The sequence below is a fragment of the Enterobacter cloacae complex sp. P27C genome, assembly GCF_014895705.1.
GTDB classification, from domain to species: Bacteria; Pseudomonadota; Gammaproteobacteria; order Enterobacterales; family Enterobacteriaceae; genus Enterobacter; species Enterobacter bugandensis.
On record NZ_JADBQB010000001.1, the window covers coordinates 250,363 to 265,440 of the forward strand.

Annotated in this window: 18 protein-coding genes; 6 read left to right on the top strand and 12 right to left on the bottom strand. The window is 55.6% G+C overall.

Annotated elements, in window-relative coordinates:
- Nucleotide 1: 1 nt before the first annotated feature.
- Nucleotides 2–229 carry a YceK/YidQ family lipoprotein gene (locus IM291_RS01210; RefSeq protein WP_013097162.1) on the top strand — a complete coding sequence of 76 codons (228 nt, stop codon included), beginning with the start codon at nt 2–4 and terminating at the stop codon, nt 227–229.
- Nucleotides 230–235: 6 nt separating this feature from the next.
- Here the strand turns inward: IM291_RS01210 and IM291_RS01215 are convergent, their stop codons facing one another.
- The 3 genes from IM291_RS01215 to IM291_RS01225 all read right to left on the bottom strand — a co-directional run bounded on the left by IM291_RS01215 (nt 236) and on the right by IM291_RS01225 (nt 2,992).
- Nucleotides 236–610: a MysB family protein gene (locus IM291_RS01215; protein ID WP_028012687.1), complete on the bottom strand. Its 375-nt coding sequence runs from the start codon at nt 608–610 to the stop codon at nt 236–238.
- Nucleotides 611–707: 97 nt separating this feature from the next.
- Nucleotides 708–1,925 carry a multidrug efflux MFS transporter MdtG gene (gene mdtG, locus IM291_RS01220; protein WP_048998807.1) on the bottom strand — a complete coding sequence of 406 codons (1,218 nt, stop codon included), beginning with the start codon at nt 1,923–1,925 and terminating at the stop codon, nt 708–710.
- Between the two features lie 140 nt (nt 1,926–2,065).
- A complete protein-coding gene (locus IM291_RS01225; RefSeq protein WP_028012689.1) occupies nt 2,066–2,992 on the bottom strand; it encodes a Kdo(2)-lipid IV(A) acyltransferase in 927 nt (308 codons plus the stop codon).
- A gap of 221 nt (nt 2,993–3,213) precedes the next feature.
- Between IM291_RS01225 and IM291_RS01230 the strand changes: the two genes are divergently transcribed.
- Nucleotides 3,214–4,263 (top strand): rhodanese-related sulfurtransferase, encoded by a 1,050-nt coding sequence (locus tag IM291_RS01230; protein WP_028012690.1) that lies wholly within the window; start codon nt 3,214–3,216, stop codon nt 4,261–4,263.
- 41 nt (nt 4,264–4,304) lie between these two features.
- Here IM291_RS01230 and IM291_RS01235 read toward each other — a convergent pair whose 3' ends face one another.
- From IM291_RS01235 to mdtH, 9 genes are all read right to left on the bottom strand, one after another.
- Nucleotides 4,305–4,883, bottom strand: a complete 579-nt coding sequence (locus IM291_RS01235) for a YceI family protein (protein ID WP_028012691.1) — start codon at nt 4,881–4,883, stop codon at nt 4,305–4,307.
- A gap of 1 nt (nt 4,884) precedes the next feature.
- A complete protein-coding gene (locus IM291_RS01240; protein ID WP_192985937.1) occupies nt 4,885–5,451 on the bottom strand; it encodes a cytochrome b in 567 nt (188 codons plus the stop codon).
- A gap of 218 nt (nt 5,452–5,669) precedes the next feature.
- Nucleotides 5,670–5,783 carry a YceO family protein gene (locus tag IM291_RS01245; RefSeq protein WP_032644857.1) on the bottom strand — a complete coding sequence of 38 codons (114 nt, stop codon included), beginning with the start codon at nt 5,781–5,783 and terminating at the stop codon, nt 5,670–5,672.
- 60 nt (nt 5,784–5,843) lie between these two features.
- Nucleotides 5,844–6,962 carry an N-methyl-L-tryptophan oxidase gene (gene solA / locus IM291_RS01250; RefSeq protein WP_047368279.1) on the bottom strand — a complete coding sequence of 373 codons (1,119 nt, stop codon included), beginning with the start codon at nt 6,960–6,962 and terminating at the stop codon, nt 5,844–5,846.
- A 116-nt stretch (nt 6,963–7,078) separates the two neighbouring features.
- On the bottom strand, nt 7,079–7,333 hold the full coding sequence (gene bssS, locus IM291_RS01255; RefSeq protein ID WP_023299782.1) for a biofilm formation regulator BssS: 255 nt from the start codon (nt 7,331–7,333) through the stop codon (nt 7,079–7,081).
- Nucleotides 7,334–7,605: 272 nt separating this feature from the next.
- On the bottom strand, nt 7,606–7,851 hold the full coding sequence (gene dinI / locus IM291_RS01260; protein WP_028012694.1) for a DNA damage-inducible protein I: 246 nt from the start codon (nt 7,849–7,851) through the stop codon (nt 7,606–7,608).
- A gap of 74 nt (nt 7,852–7,925) precedes the next feature.
- On the bottom strand, nt 7,926–8,972 hold the full coding sequence (gene pyrC / locus IM291_RS01265) for a dihydroorotase (protein WP_028012695.1): 1,047 nt from the start codon (nt 8,970–8,972) through the stop codon (nt 7,926–7,928).
- A gap of 126 nt (nt 8,973–9,098) precedes the next feature.
- Entirely contained in the window at nt 9,099–9,659 is a 561-nt protein-coding gene (locus tag IM291_RS01270; RefSeq protein WP_028012696.1) for a lipoprotein, read from the bottom strand.
- 123 nt (nt 9,660–9,782) lie between these two features.
- Complete coding sequence (gene mdtH, locus IM291_RS01275) at nt 9,783–10,991, bottom strand: multidrug efflux MFS transporter MdtH (protein WP_192985938.1); 1,209 nt, start codon at nt 10,989–10,991, stop codon at nt 9,783–9,785.
- A 236-nt stretch (nt 10,992–11,227) separates the two neighbouring features.
- Between mdtH and rimJ the strand changes: the two genes are divergently transcribed.
- The 4 genes from rimJ (at nt 11,228) to murJ (ending at nt 15,060) form a co-directional block, all read left to right on the top strand.
- Nucleotides 11,228–11,812, top strand: a complete 585-nt coding sequence (gene rimJ / locus IM291_RS01280; RefSeq protein ID WP_013097146.1) for a ribosomal protein S5-alanine N-acetyltransferase — start codon at nt 11,228–11,230, stop codon at nt 11,810–11,812.
- A gap of 9 nt (nt 11,813–11,821) precedes the next feature.
- Entirely contained in the window at nt 11,822–12,469 is a 648-nt protein-coding gene (locus tag IM291_RS01285; RefSeq protein WP_192985939.1) for a YceH family protein, read from the top strand.
- 2 nt (nt 12,470–12,471) lie between these two features.
- Complete coding sequence (locus tag IM291_RS01290; RefSeq protein ID WP_047368281.1) at nt 12,472–13,395, top strand: Gfo/Idh/MocA family protein; 924 nt, start codon at nt 12,472–12,474, stop codon at nt 13,393–13,395.
- A gap of 129 nt (nt 13,396–13,524) precedes the next feature.
- A complete protein-coding gene (gene murJ, locus IM291_RS01295; RefSeq protein WP_028012700.1) occupies nt 13,525–15,060 on the top strand; it encodes a murein biosynthesis integral membrane protein MurJ in 1,536 nt (511 codons plus the stop codon).
- The last annotated feature ends 18 nt before the right edge of the window (nt 15,061–15,078 follow it).

Below are 15,078 nucleotides of genomic sequence, written 5' to 3' on the forward strand. Positions count from 1 at the left end.
GATGAAAATAATCATCGTCGTCATGATGGCATGCCTGCTGAGCGGCTGCGGCAGCATCATCAGCCGCACTATTCCAGGTCAGGGCCATGGCAACCAGTACTACCCGGGCGTAAAATGGGATGTCCGTGATTCCGCATGGCGCTACCTGACGGTGCTCGATCTGCCGTTCTCGCTGATTTTCGACACGCTGTTGCTGCCCATCGATGCCAGCCACGGCCCGTACGAGTAGCGTAAATTAACGCTCGTCCCATTCATCGGCTGCGGTTTGACCTTCTTCCGTATCCAGCGGTGGCTCGAGCTGAAATTCGCCCTCATCCCACTCGTGCAGCGTATTCTCCTCCAGCCATTCCTGGCGTAACTCGATTTCATCATAGTCGCCATCAAACACGGCCTGCGCACCTGCACCGCTCAGGACCGGCAAACATTCCCCTTCTTCACCTTCGTCGGCAAAGAATTCGGCCTGCCACATAATATCCCCATCCTGCAGAACATATTTTTGGATATTAAGTTGTTGCACGTCAGCATCTTCTTCCTCAACGCCGGGATTATCGGCAAGGAACTCTTCACGAGCGGCATCAATAGCTTCTTCCAGCGTGGCGTACATGGTCATTGGTGTCTCCCTGTTTTCCAGAAGGTTTCAGGGAAAGAATAGCTGAATATCAGATTCTGCAAGTATGAATGCGAAAATAAGCCGTCAGGCGTTCTTCTTATTCCGTCACCGGCCGTAACGCGCGGGATAAACTGAACCACGAGTAAATCGCGTTGAACAGCACCACGCCTGCCGTCACGATAAAGACGGCGCGAAAACCGAAGCTGGCGGAAATACCCGCCCCGAGAAGCGGCCCGGTGACGTTACCGATATCTCGAAACGACTGGTTATAGCTAAAGATACGCCCGGCAATCTGATTCGTGGAGTTGTAGACCAGCAGGGTCTGTACGGCGGGCAGCAACGCCCCGTCGGCGGCACCCAGCAAAAAGCGAAGCACGCCCAGCTGCCACGGAGAGTGCACCATCGACATGGGGATAAGCAGCAGGACGGAAATGATCAGTGCCCAGATCAGGATCTTTTCCGGGCCGACCCGGTCACCCAATTTCCCCAGTCTCGGTGCGCTAACCAGCGCCGCCACGCCGGGCACAGAAGCAATCAGTCCGCTGATAAATGCAATATTGCTGACGGTACCCGCCAGGTCGCGAACGTATAGGGTGAGAATAGGAGCGATCGATCCGGTTGCCACCTGAATGATCAATGTCGTTACGAACAGGCTCAGCACCAGTCTGGGATTTTTAAGCGAGGTCAGCACGTCTCTGGCGTGAAGCATCTCTTTTTTGGCGACGGGCGTAAATTTTTCACGGATGCAAACCAGGGTGACGATAAAGCACAGGAACAACACGCTGGCGGTGATGAAAAAGACCGGGCGCAGGCCGTAGTTATCCGCCAGTAATCCCCCCGCCAGCGGCCCAAGCAGGGCGCCGCTCACGCCACCGGTTGAGAGCGTGCCAAGCGCCCAGCCGCTCTTATGGCGAGGAATTTGCGTAGCGATCAGGGCGTTCGCGTTGGGAATAAATCCGCCCAATAAGCCCAGCAATGCGCGCAATATCAGGAACTGCCAGACGTTCTGCGCCACGCCCATCAGCGCCATGATTATCGCCATCCCCAGCGCCGAACGCAGCAGCATGATTTTACGTCCCTTGCGGTCGGCAAGGCCGCCCCAGAAGGGCGAGGCAATGGCGGAAAAGAGAAACGTGATGCTGAATACCAGGCCAGACCACATGTTGAGTGCGCTATGGCCCGTCACGCCCAGCTGTTCGACGTAGAGCGGCAGGAAAGGCATGACCAGGCTAAACGCCGCGCCGGTAAGAAAACAGCCAAGCCACGCAACCGTGAGGTTACGCTTCCAGTTTATGGGGGCATCTGAGGGTGTCATAACAATCCGCATAGTGAGGTGCAGAGCACCTGAGGCATGAAGTAATAAGCCTGCTAATTATGCGCCTGGGTTATGATTGCCGCAATGAGGGGGAGCTTTTAAAGCTAAAATAGCATGCGGCCCTGAGGGCCGCATGATGATCAATAGCGGGAAGGCGTGCCTTCTGGCCGCGTTTTAAAGCGTCGATGCAGCCACATGTACTGCTCGGGTGCCAGCATGATGCACTTCTCCACAACGCCGTTCATCCAGCGTGCGGTGGTTTCCGCATCTTCCAGCGGCGGCGCGAGTTCCGGCTCAAGCATCATCAGCTCGTAGCCTGAGCCATCCGGCATACGGCGGGGAACAAAGGGAACGATGGCGGCTTTGGACATCCGCGCCAGCATCCAGGTGCCGGTCGTGGTGGCGGCCTCATCAACGGCGAAGAAGGGGACAAAGACGCTGGCCTGGGGGCCATAGTCGTGATCGGGAGCATACCAGACCACTTCACCGGACTTCAGCGCGCGGATCATGCCCTTCAGATCCTTACGGTCGATCATGCTTTTGTTGGAGCGCATGCGGCCGTTGGTCTGGATGAGGTCGATAACCGGGTTGTCGTTAGGACGATAAACCCCGATGCCGGGCGCCTGCATGCCAAACATGCGCGCCCCGATTTCGAGCGTCAGGAAATGGACGCCGATCAGCAGCACGCCGGTCTGATTGGCCTGAAGCGTATGCACCGGCTCCATGCCGGTGCCTGTAACCTTGCTCCAGCGGGCCATACGTTTGTCCGACCAGAACCACGCCATTCCGGTCTCCATGAGACCCATGCCGACGGATTCGAAATTCTTCGAGACCATATCATGGCGCTCTGCCTCGCTCATCTGCGGAAAGCACAGCTCAAGGTTACGATACGCGATGCGGGCGCGGCGCTTCATAAGCGTTTGCGCGAGTCGGCCTAATGATGTACCTAACCGGAAGATAACAGGGTAGGGAAGCTGTACCAGTAGCCATAAAAAGCCAATGCCAAGCCAGGTCATCCAATAGCGGGGGTGCAAAAGGGCGACGGTAAATTTTGGTAACTGGGTCATGTCTTTCCTGTGTTCAAACGTCCTGTTTCGCTATTGTCGCATTTTTTGAGACGTAGCCAAAATATCTGCCGTCGAAACCTGCACGACGACGGCAATTGTTAAGCCTGATTCATCAGGGTGTGTGAAATGTAGCGTAAATTGTGTGGATGTAAATTGGTTTTGTTTGCTATATGATGCCGACCGATTTTGATTCTCTCTGACGATTGCAGGACTTGTACACCATGCCAGTGTTACACAACCGCGTTTCGAATGAGATGTTAAAGGCGCGCATGTTGGCTGAAACCGAACCGCGCACGACCATCTCCTTCTACAAATACTTCACCATCGACGATCCGCAGGCGACCCGCGATGCGCTTTATCAGGCCTTCACGGCGCTGAACGTTTTCGGGCGCGTCTACCTTGCCCGCGAAGGCATTAACGCGCAGATTAGCGTGCCGGAAAGCAAAGTGAATGCGTTCCGCGACGCGCTTTATAGCTTCGATCCGGCCCTCAACGGCTTACGCCTGAACATTGCCCTGGATGACGATGGAAAATCGTTCTGGGTGCTGCGCATGAAGGTGCGTGAACGCATCGTGGCGGACGGTATTGACGATCCTGAGTTTAACCCGGCGGACGTCGGCGAATATCTGAAGGCCGCGGAAGTGAATGCGATGCTGGACGATCCGGATGCCGTGTTCATTGATATGCGTAACCACTACGAGTACGAAGTGGGGCATTTCGAAAACGCGATGGAGATTCCGGCCGATACCTTCCGCGAGCAGCTGCCTAAAGCGGTGGAGATGATGCAGGAGCATAAGGATAAAAAAATCGTTATGTACTGCACCGGCGGTATCCGCTGCGAGAAGGCCAGCGCGTGGATGAAGCACAATGGGTTCAACAAGGTCTGGCACATTGAAGGCGGTATTATTGAGTACGCCCGCCGCGCCCGTGAGCAGGGCTTACCGGTACGCTTTATCGGTAAAAACTTCGTCTTTGACGAGCGCATGGGCGAGCGCATTTCAGAAGATGTGATTGCCCAGTGCCACCAGTGCGGCGCGCCGTGCGATACCCACACCAACTGCAAAAACGACGGGTGTCATCTGCTGTTTATTCAGTGCCCGGCCTGTGCCGAGAAGTTTAACGGCTGCTGTAGCGAGCTGTGCAGCGAAGAGAGCGTCCTGCCGGAAGAAGAGCAGCGTCGTCGTCGCGCGGGGCGTGAAAACGGTAATAAGATTTTTAATAAATCACGCGGCCGTCTGAATACCAAACTGGGTATTCCTGACCCGGAATGATAATAACGCCCGGCACGGCGAAAGCCTGCCGGGCGAATCTATTACGACTTCTGCTGCACACCTTCAACGGAAATAACCAGCTCAACGTCCTGCGACGCCGGGCCTAAATCCGTTGTGATATTAAAATCTTTCAGGTGAATTTTACCCGCCGCTTCGAAACCTGCGCGTTTTCCGCCCCACGGATCGTCGCCTTGACCGATCAATTTCGCATCCAGAGTAACGGGTTTGGTTACGCCATTCAGCGTCAGATTCCCGGTAATAGCCAATTTATCACCGTCTTTCTTAACTTCCGTGGAGGTGAAGGTGGCCTGTGGGAATTTTGTGACGTTGAGGAACTCTGCGCTGCGCAGGTGTTTATCGCGCTCAGCATGGTTCGTGTCGACGCTGTTCGTATTAATGGTCACATTGACTTTATCTGCCGCAGGATTTTTCTCGTCAAAAGTAAATGTGCCGTCGAAATCTTTAAAGGTGCCGTACAGCCAGCTGTATCCCAGGTGCTGAATGCGGAAATTGACGAAAGCGTGCTGGCCCTCTTTATCAATTTTATAGTCAGCCGCTACGGCAGAACCGGTGGTGAATAACAGAGAACCGAGGGCAATACCCAGCAGGTGTTTTTTCATTTTATGCTCCAGAGTCAACTGACGAGCGGCCAAGCATGCGCTTGAGCGTATCGTCTTTATCAATAAAATGGTGTTTAAGGGCGGCGAGCCCGTGCAGTACGGACAGGATCACCACGCTCCAGGCAAGACAGAGGTGAACGACGCCTGCCGTATCGGCCTGAGCCCCGGCATCGCTGAGCGTTGCCGGAACCTCGAACAGGCCAAAAACGCTAATTGGTTTGCCGTCTGCCGTTGAAATGAGATAGCCGCTGATCAGAATGGCGAAGAGCAGCGCGTAGAGCGCAATATGCGCGGCAACGGCGCTGACGCGGGTTATTTTTCCGTATGTCTTTAGTGGCGCGGGCGGTGGGGAAATATGTCGCCAGATGGCGCGAAATACCAGCCCCAGCATCAGCAGAACCCCGATGCTTTTATGCAGCTCGGGTGCCTGATGATACCAGCCATCGTAATAGCTGAGCGTGACCATCCAGAGTCCAAGTCCGAACATACCGTAGACGGCAATGGCAAATATCCAGTGCAAACTTATGGATATTATTCCGTAGCGCCGGGAGGAGTTACGCAATTGCATCAGAATGTCCATTTTCAAATTAACCGAAAGGTAAAAATGAACGGGAAGACGCGATATTGCAACTGAAATAATTGACTATTGATTTTTATTTTATTTATTTCAGCGATTTTGAAAAGAAACGGCGAGATTAATTCAATGGCTTCGTGCAAGACGTATTTAGCAGAAGAAAAAATCTTAAATAAACATAAAGTAACGTCAGTTAACGTCAATTGTCACTTTCAATAAAACACAATGTATATAACATCAACGATAGCGAGCAGCGCCCACAATAAGATATAGAGCATAAAGTGCTCGCGAATGTTATTGATGAGGAAATCCACTATCCTGCGCATAACGCCCCACAATTGAGTACGAAGAAAACGGGCCCCGATACCGCCGGAGCCCGTGGCCGATTATCCGTTAAAACGCGAGAGTGAGAACGGCGTCAGATCAAACTGTGGCGTGATACCCTGGGCAAACTGCGCGGCGATTTCACCCAACACCGAAGCGAACTTAAAGCCGTGGCCACTCAGCCCGGTAATCAGCAGGGTGTTGTCATGTCCCGGCAGCGTATCAATGATAAAGTCTTCATCCGGCGTGTTGTCATAGGTGCAGGCCGCGCCATAAAGCAGGCCACCGACGCCCGGGAGAATATTGCGCAGGAACGAGAAGGCTTCTGAGCCGTCCTGCGGGCAGGCGCCAAACGGCTTGCGCTCCTCAGGTGAGGAGATGACCTGCCCGCCGTTGTGTTTTCCAATCTTGAGAGCGTCCTTCTCGGAAGGGAAACCGTAGAACTGATCGCCGTTGGGTAACTCGCCGGTAAACGCCGGGAATTTATTTTGCGCGCTGTAACGCCCGTCAGACTGGAACCAGGAGAAGACCTTGCGTACCGGCTGGATCGGCAGGTCCGGGAGCAGGCGGGTAACCCAGGTTCCTGCGCTAATAAGCAGGCGGGAAGCCGAATATTCCCCGTCTACGGTTTTCACCGTAACGCCGTTTGCATCATGCGTGATGGCCTCTACGGGGCAATTGAACAGCTGCGCACAGCCCGCTTTGGCGGCAAGATCGACCCAGGTTTTGATCGCCGTTTCACAGTGCAGCACACCGGAGTTGGCTTCAAAGAGGCCGATATAATCCTCCGGGACGGTAATTTCAGGCCAGCGCGAGGTAATGGCCGCCGCGTCCAGTTTCTCAACGTCAAGATTAAAGGCTTTCGCGCTGCGTTCGACGTTGGCGAGAAATTCTGAACGGGCCGGACCGAGGTTGATGATCCCCGTGCGTTCGAAAATGCGCTCTTCAGTCTGTTTCGCCAGCTCGTCCCACAGCGTCTGGGCGCGAAGCACCAGCGGGACATAGCGCTCGCCTTCGCCATACGCATGGCGGATAAGGCGGGTATCGCCATGATGGCTGCCTTCGCTATGCGGCGGCAGGTGGGCGTCAATCATCAGGACGTTTAGCCCTGCCTGCGTTGCGTAATAACCGGCGGCCGATCCAACGGAGCCGCTACCAATAATGATTAAGTCGTATCTCATATGCATCTCGTAAACTTACGGTTTGTTAGCAGAGTAATTAACAACGCGGGCGTAAACAAGCGGGAAATAAATAAGGCACCGCGAGGGTGCCTGTTGAGTGAAAAGTGGGCATAAGGTTAGTGCCGTTTATACTCATTTTCCTGATAGTCGCCAGATTCTATTTTTGCAATGCCTGCCTCTAAAATAGAAATAAACTGACGGGCGACGTCTGTTGTTAGCCACAGCGTCTGTCCCACTTCCGCTTCGTCACGGTTGAGTTGATTTGGGGTCTGGTAGTGCAAACGCAGCATCAGTGCATCGTAGCTATCTACGGTACTGATATCCCAGCCTACAAGCGGATGGGTCTGGATGACTTCGTTATTCTTTTCCATTATAACCCCCTTAATGCGTGTTAGAAGACAACGGCTCTGAGGTTCAATGCATGTTTTTCTGAAAGCTTCTTCAGTATACCAAGTAATAAGGGTTCCAAAGGGAAAAATAAACAGGTAGCAACACATTTTTCTGCTTTTTAGGATTGTTCGAACAATAAAACACCATCTCGTTCACGATTTTTTAAGAACACGCTGAATTAATTTGAACTTTCGAAATTACAGGCAAAAAAAAGCCGGGGCGACCCGGCAAAAAACACAATGAGGGAGCAGTGTTAATCGGTAATGAACCAGTCGTCTGCGCTTTCCCACGTTTCCTGCAGGATTTCGCTGATGCGATCTTTATCTTCTTTTGCGGCACCCATGACGGAGAGGTTGTTCGCTGCGGCGTAACGCACCGTTACGGCGCCCGCGTTGTCGGGAAAGGTGTTGTTAATACGACGGGATAATTCGCCTGCCAGAGCGTCAAGCGCGCCGGCAGGCAGAACGGTAGTTTTGGCTATGGTGACTTCAATACGCATAAATGCCCCCTGTGTAATATACTGTTTATTTATACAGGCATATTATCGATTTGACAACAAGGGGCGTTGATTTTTTAGCGTTTTACCGTCCAGCTTACGGTTTCACCTGCCAGGAAGGGGATCAGCGTGTCATCCGTCAGCGCGATAGACTCCTCAACCTGGCTCGCTTTGCGCTCCAGCTCAATGAAGGTGTCATTGACCGGCAGGCCGTAGAAGCGCGGGCCGTTGAGGGAGCAGAACGCTTCGAAATGTTCCAGCGCGTTCATCTCTTCAAATACGGTTGCGTAGCTGGCAAGCGCCGTTGGGGCGTTGAAACAGCCCGCGCAGCCGCAGCTTGCCTCTTTGCGATGGCGGGCGTGAGGCGCGGAGTCCGTGCCCAGGAACGCACGCGTGAATCCGCTGGCGACCAGCTCGCGCAGCGCCTGCTGGTGAACGTTGCGCTTGAGGATCGGCAGGCAGTAAAGGTGAGGGCGCACTCCGCCCACCAGCATATGGTTACGGTTAAACATCAGATGCTGTGGGGTGATGGTCGCAGCGATCAGCTCGTTACCGTCGCGAACATACTCTGCCGCGTCTTTGGTGGTGATATGCTCAAAGACCACCTTAAGCGCCGGCAGGCGCTGGCGCAGGGGCTCCATCACGGTTTCGATAAAACGGGCTTCACGGTCGAAGATGTCAATCTCCGCATGCGTTACTTCACCGTGTACCAGCAGCGGCATGCCCAGTTTCTGCATGCGCTCCAGCACCGGCATGATGGCATCAATACTGGTGACGCCGTGGCTGGAGTTGGTGGTGGCGTTCGCCGGGTAGAGTTTCGCCGCCGTAAATACGCCTTCGTTAAACCCGCGTTCCACTTCGTTCGGATCCAGTGAATCGGTCAGGTAGCAGGTCATCAACGGAGTGAAATCATGTCCCGCCGGAACGGCATCCAGAATGCGCTGACGGTAGGCAATGGCGGCATCGACGGTGGTGACTGGCGGAACCAGGTTTGGCATGACAATCGCGCGGCCATAAATTTCACTGGTATAGGGCACGACGGTTTTCAGCATATCGCCATCGCGCAGATGGATATGCCAGTCGTCTGGGCGGCGGATTTTAAGAACCTGGGGTTGTGCAGTCATGGAAGCTCCGGCTTGTCAGGAATCAGTCATAGGGATGGCTGTTTTTGCCGGACACAAATCATAAGCGGAAACGTTTTCGTTTGCACACTTTTCCGTAAAAAAAAGGGCGCCGCAGCGCCCTTCTGGTTAATCGGTGAAAGGAATAACGATCTCTCCCGGTTTCACCTCTATCCCTTTTGCGTATTTCTTCGCGAGGGCTTCACCCTTGCTGTTGTCTTCGCTTAAGACGTACGCCGGCTGCTGGTTAAAGTAGTTTCGCAGCGACTGGTTCAGATAGGGCATCAGGGTTTGCAGTACCGGCGCCATTTTGTCCGGCGAAACCTGCGCATCGACTACTTCCATCTCCTGCAGGAATATCGCCCCTTTCTCTTTGTTGAAAACGGGGAGCGCCTTCAGCTTGAGCTTGATGTTGGCTTTCTGATTGCCAAAAAGGGACGTCATATCAAGCGCGGCATCGCCTGCGAGAGTGACTTTATTCGGCTCTTCGCGACCAATCTGGCTGGTGAGATTGGTGAGCACGATGTGGGCATCGGCCAGCCCCGGCACGCCAATGTCTTTAGAGAAATTGTTATGTTTTTCCAGCGCCTGATTAATTTCCTGCTCACTGACGGTATATTGCGTAAGCTGGTTACAGCCGACCAGCAGACCGCTGACAACGAATGCCGCGGCTAAGACAATTTTCTTCATAGTGCTCCTCAACGAAAAATCGGCGCTTCTGTCCTGTTACGCCAGTATGTCAGCGTGAATGGGCAGAAACCAGCAGAAAAAACTGAGAAGTGGGGCGGGAGAGGCTCCCGCCCGAGGGAAAGGCTACGCGCCAGGCTCGAGCATGCCGCTCGCGCTGCGCTTCTGGCTGAACTGCCACCACAGGGCGAGAAGCGTCATGACGCCCACCACGCCGAGCATCATCCAGGGGAGTTCCGGCTGGTTCAGCGCTTTGCCGGCATCGAACAGCCAGCCGCCGCCGGCGTAACCCAGCGCACCGCCAAAGGCCAGACCCAGGCGGCTGAAGCCCATATAGCTGCCGCGCGCACGCGCATCCGCAAGCGAGGCGCTCAGCGTTTCGCGGGCAGGCTCGGCGATGATGGAGCCGATATAGAAGGTGCAGATCAGCGTAAAAAGCTGCTGAAGCGTGTTTACCAGACCGATCGGCATCATGCTCAGCGTCATCAGAAACAGCCCGGCCATCAGACGATGCTCCAGGCGAAAACGCCGTTCACTCCAGCGGGCAATCGGGTAGAGCAGCGTTAATGACAGACAGGCTTCAATGGCGTACATCCATTTTACGGCAGCAGGCGTGCCCGCAATATCGTTCACCATGATTGGCAGCATCAGCATCACCTGTACGGCGAGCATGTAATAGCCGGTCAGGGTCAACACGTAGGTGACAAAACGCCTGTCGCGCAGGACGCGTCCTAGCCCCTCCCGCACCGGCGCTTTTACCGTCGACAGCTTCCAGGCCGGAAGGTAGAGGCCGTTAAACAGGGCGCACAGAATAAACAGCACCGCCCCGGCCGCGCAAACCAGACGGAAATCGTACTGCAGCAGCCAGCTGCCCAGCAGGGCGCCAAGAACCGCCCCGGCGCTGTCCTGCATCATCAGAATGGAGAAGAAACGGCCGCGGTGCTGAGGACGAATCAGCTTTACCACCAGCGCGGTGCGCGGCGGGTCAAACAGGGTGCCACCGATACCGGAGAGAAAGCAGGAAAACCACAGCAGCCAGGGCCCGTGGGCGATCGCCATCGTGGCAAAGCCTGCCGCACGGAGCAGCATCCCGGTCACGATCATCGGTTTAGCGCCAAAGCGGTCAGCGATCGCGCCGCCAAAGACGCCCAGCCCCTGCTGGACAAACTGGCGTAACCCCAGGGCAATCCCAACCATTAATGCCGCCCAGCCCATTTGATCGACAAAGCGGATCGAGATGAGGGGGAACACGACAAAAAAGCCGAGCACGACCAGCATGTTATCGACGAGCAGGAAATATTTACCCAGGCTCCTGGCCTGTGATACGCGGGACATTTTCCCTCCAGGGAAAATAAGAAGGTGAGCACGCTAACATTCTGCGGTGTCGCCGCGTTTTTTCCCACCCCCGGGCGCGACAATATTTTTTTATCAAAACGGTGCTTTGATAGAGAGTTCTCATCGAAAAATGTGAAAAGAGGTCAAAATGGTATGTCACTGTTTTCACAGACGGCACGGGCGCAGGTATAGTAAAGCTAATGGGTAAGCTGAAGTGACGGGAAGGAGTGGTATTGATGTTTGGCTATCGCAGTAATGTGCCAAAAGTGCGTCTGACAACGGACAGGCTGGTCGTTCGTCTTGTGCATGAGCGTGATGCCTGGCGTCTGGCGGATTATTACGCCGAGAATCGCCAGTTTTTAAAACCCTGGGAACCCGTTCGGGATGAGAGCCATTGTTACCCCTCCGGCTGGCAGGCACGCCTCAGCATGATCGCTGAATTTCATAAGCAGGGCAGCGCGTTTTATTTCGCGCTGCTGGATCCAGAAGAGAAAGAGATTATCGGGATCGCCAATTTTTCAAACGTGGTGCGGGGATCGTTTCACGCCTGCTACCTTGGCTATTCCATCGGCCAGAAATGGCAGGGGCAGGGGCTGATGTACGAGGCGTTAACGGTAGCCATCCGCTATATGCAACGCACGCAGCATATCCATCGCATTATGGCGAACTACATGCCGCATAATCAGCGCAGCGGGAATTTGCTGGCGCGTTTAGGGTTTGAGAAAGAGGGTTATGCCAAAGACTATCTGCTGATAGACGGAGAGTGGCGCGACCACGTTCTGACGGCATTAACCACCCGTGACTGGACCGCAGGTCGTTAAGGAGAAAAGATGAAGTATCAGCTAAACGGTACGGAAGCGCGCGTGATTGGGTGCTTACTCGAAAAACAGGTCACCACGCCGGAGCAGTATCCGCTCTCTGTTAACGCCGTGACCATGGCCTGCAACCAGAAGACCAACCGCGAGCCGGTGATGAATCTCAGCGAGCATGAGGTTCAGGACGTGTTGGATGCGCTGGTGAAGCGCCACTATCTGCGCACCGTCAGCGGCTTCGGCAACCGCGTGACCAAATACGAGCAGCGCTTCTGTAACTCCGAATTTGGCGATCTGAAGCTGAACAGCGCGGAAGTGGCGGTTATTACCACGCTGCTGCTGCGCGGGGCGCAAACGCCGGGGGAACTGCGAACGCGCGCTTCCCGAATGCATGAGTTCAGCGACATGCAGGAAGTCGAGCAGACCCTGGAAGGGCTGGCCGCGCGTGAGGATGGCCCTTACGTGGTGCGCCTGGCGCGCGAGCCGGGTAAACGTGAGAGCCGCTACATGCATCTCTTCAGCGGCGACGTTGACGCCGCAAGCGCGGCGACGGAATCGAGCCCTGCAACCCGTGACGACCTTGCCGCGCGCGTAGAGGCGCTGGAAGACGAGGTGGCCGGGCTGAAACAGCGTCTGGATGCACTGCTGGCACATTTGGGAGACTAACGGTGAAAAAATTACGCATTGGCGTGGTGGGGCTGGGCGGTATTGCGCAGAAAGCCTGGCTGCCCGTATTGGGCGCTGCGTCTGACTGGACGCTGCAAGGGGCATGGTCACCCACCCGAGAAAAGGCAGAACGTATCTGTGAAACCTGGCGTATCCCGTATGCGGCATCGCTCCAGGATCTGGCCCGCGAGTGCGATGCGGTCTTTGTGCATACCTCAACGGCAACCCACTATCAGGTGGTGAGCGAGTTGCTCAATGCGGGGGTTCACGTCTGCGTGGATAAACCGCTGGCGGAAAATGTTCAGGACGCTGAACGGCTGATTGAGCTGGCGGCACGTAAAAAACTGACGCTGATGGTCGGTTTCAACCGCCGCTTCGCGCCGCTTTACCAGCAGCTGAAGGCGCAGTCCGGCAATATGGCCTCGCTGCGCATGGATAAGCACCGCACCGACAGCGTGGGGCCGAACGATCTGCGCTTTACCCTTCTCGATGACTACCTCCACGTGGTGGACACCGCGCTGTGGCTGACTAACGGCGAAGCGCTGCTGAAAAGCGGTACTCTTGTCACCAACGAACAGGGGCAGATGGTGTATGCGGAACACCATTTTGCCGTTGAGCATCTTCAGGTCACCACCAGCATGCACCGCCGCGCGGGCAGCCAGCGGGAATCCGTGCAGGCGGTAACCGACGGCGCGCTGTACGACGTTACCGACATGCGTGAATGGCGGGAAGAGAAGGGCGGCGGCGTGGTGATGCAGCCGGTCCCCGGCTGGCAAAGCACTCTGGAGCAACGAGGTTTCGCTGGATGTGCCCGCCACTTTATCACCTGCGTGCAAAATCAGACGGTTCCTGAAACGTCCGGCGAGCAGGCCATTCTGGCTCAGCGCATTGTGGAACGGCTCTGGCGCGAGGCCATGAGTGAATAACTCGCTGTAACATCTGCGGATAGTAATTCGTTGAAATCGGGTTAGACTAAGCGCCGCTTGTTGGCTTTGCCGGGTGGCGCTTGTGCGTTCCCGGTCTATAAATCCGTATGGTTCTGGAAATTCACGTTAATGAACTTATTAAAATCGCTGGCGGCCGTCAGCTCGATGACCATGTTCTCTCGCGTTCTCGGTTTTGCGCGCGATGCCATTGTGGCAAGGGTCTTTGGTGCAGGGATGGCAACGGACGCCTTTTTCGTGGCGTTCAAGCTGCCGAACCTGCTGCGTCGCATTTTTGCTGAAGGGGCGTTCTCCCAGGCGTTTGTGCCCATTTTGGCGGAATATAAAAGCAAGCAGGGTGAAGACGCGACGCGCGTGTTTGTCTCTTATGTCTCCGGGTTGCTGACGCTGGCGCTGGCCGTGGTGACGGTAGTCGGTATGCTGGCCGCGCCCTGGGTCATTATGGTGACCGCGCCCGGCTTTGCCGACACGGCGGATAAATTTGCCCTGACCTCGCAGCTTCTGCGCATTACCTTCCCCTATATTCTGCTGATCTCGCTGGCCTCGCTGGTGGGGGCTATCCTGAACACCTGGAACCGCTTCTCCGTTCCGGCGTTTGCGCCGACGTTTCTCAACGTCAGCATGATCGGTTTTGCGCTGTTCGCCGCGCCGCACTTCAACCCGCCGGTGCTGGCGCTGGCCTGGGCGGTCACCGTGGGCGGCGTGCTGCAGCTGGCGTATCAGCTGCCGCATCTGAAGAAAATCGGCATGCTGGTGCTGCCGCGCATCAACCTCAAAGATGCCGGAGCGATGCGCGTTATCAAGCAGATGGGGCCCGCCATTCTTGGCGTCTCCGTCAGCCAGATCTCGCTTATCATCAACACCATTTTTGCCTCTTTCCTGGTGTCGGGTTCTGTCTCGTGGATGTACTACGCTGACCGCCTGATGGAGTTCCCGTCCGGCGTGCTGGGCGTGGCGCTGGGGACCATCCTGCTGCCGTCGCTGTCGAAAAGCTTTGCCAGCGGCAACCATGACGAATACTGCCGCCTGATGGACTGGGGCCTGCGTCTCTGCTTCCTGCTGGCCCTGCCAAGCGCGGTAGCGCTGGGGATCCTCGCCAAGCCGCTGACGGTGTCGCTGTTCCAGTACGGGAAATTCACCGCGTTTGACGCCGCGATGACCCAGCGCGCGCTGGTCGCTTACTCGGTGGGATTGATGGGGCTGATTGTCGTCAAAGTGCTGGCGCCGGGGTTCTATTCGCGTCAAGACATTAAAACGCCGGTGAAAATTGCCATTGTGACGCTGATTATGACGCAGCTGATGAACCTGGCATTTATCGGCCCGCTGAAGCATGCCGGCTTGTCGCTTTCTATTGGTCTGGCGGCCTGTCTGAATGCCGGGCTGCTTTACTGGCAGCTGCGCAAGCAGGATATCTTTACGCCGCAGCCGGGGTGGGCAAGTTTCCTCGTGCGTTTGGTCGTGGCGGTGCTGGTGATGTCTGCGGCACTCATCGGGATGATGTACGTCATGCCGGAGTGGTCTCTGGGTACGATGCCTTATCGTCTGATGCGGCTGATGGCCGTGGTGGGCGTTGGGGTGGTAGCGTATTTTGCCACGCTCGCCGTGCTGGGCTTCAAAGTGAAAGAGTTTACCCGCCGGACGGCATAAACGCCAAAAGGGGAGTTC

Excerpts from the sequence above, each read along its gene's own strand:
- pyrC (WP_028012695.1), bottom strand. The coding sequence starts at position 8,972 with ATGACTGCACAACCCCAGGTTCTTAAAATCCGCCGCCCAGACGACTGG.
- murJ (WP_028012700.1), top strand. The coding sequence starts at position 13,525 with ATGAACTTATTAAAATCGCTGGCGGCCGTCAGCTCGATGACCATGTTC.
- IM291_RS01270 (WP_028012696.1), bottom strand. The coding sequence starts at position 9,659 with ATGAAGAAAATTGTCTTAGCCGCGGCATTCGTTGTCAGCGGTCTGCTG.
- IM291_RS01210 (WP_013097162.1), top strand. The coding sequence starts at position 2 with ATGAAAATAATCATCGTCGTCATGATGGCATGCCTGCTGAGCGGCTGC.
- IM291_RS01215 (WP_028012687.1), bottom strand. The coding sequence starts at position 610 with ATGACCATGTACGCCACGCTGGAAGAAGCTATTGATGCCGCTCGTGAA.
- IM291_RS01245 (WP_032644857.1), bottom strand. The coding sequence starts at position 5,783 with ATGCGCAGGATAGTGGATTTCCTCATCAATAACATTCGCGAGCACTTT.
- IM291_RS01225 (WP_028012689.1), bottom strand. The coding sequence starts at position 2,992 with ATGACCCAGTTACCAAAATTTACCGTCGCCCTTTTGCACCCCCGCTAT.
- IM291_RS01285 (WP_192985939.1), top strand. The coding sequence starts at position 11,822 with ATGAAGTATCAGCTAAACGGTACGGAAGCGCGCGTGATTGGGTGCTTA.
- IM291_RS01235 (WP_028012691.1), bottom strand. The coding sequence starts at position 4,883 with ATGAAAAAACACCTGCTGGGTATTGCCCTCGGTTCTCTGTTATTCACC.
- IM291_RS01230 (WP_028012690.1), top strand. The coding sequence starts at position 3,214 with ATGCCAGTGTTACACAACCGCGTTTCGAATGAGATGTTAAAGGCGCGC.
- IM291_RS01240 (WP_192985937.1), bottom strand. The coding sequence starts at position 5,451 with ATGCAATTGCGTAACTCCTCCCGGCGCTACGGAATAATATCCATAAGT.
- mdtH (WP_192985938.1), bottom strand. The coding sequence starts at position 10,991 with ATGTCCCGCGTATCACAGGCCAGGAGCCTGGGTAAATATTTCCTGCTC.
- rimJ (WP_013097146.1), top strand. The coding sequence starts at position 11,228 with ATGTTTGGCTATCGCAGTAATGTGCCAAAAGTGCGTCTGACAACGGAC.
- bssS (WP_023299782.1), bottom strand. The coding sequence starts at position 7,333 with ATGGAAAAGAATAACGAAGTCATCCAGACCCATCCGCTTGTAGGCTGG.
- solA (WP_047368279.1), bottom strand. The coding sequence starts at position 6,962 with ATGAGATACGACTTAATCATTATTGGTAGCGGCTCCGTTGGATCGGCC.
- mdtG (WP_048998807.1), bottom strand. The coding sequence starts at position 1,925 with ATGACACCCTCAGATGCCCCCATAAACTGGAAGCGTAACCTCACGGTT.
- dinI (WP_028012694.1), bottom strand. The coding sequence starts at position 7,851 with ATGCGTATTGAAGTCACCATAGCCAAAACTACCGTTCTGCCTGCCGGC.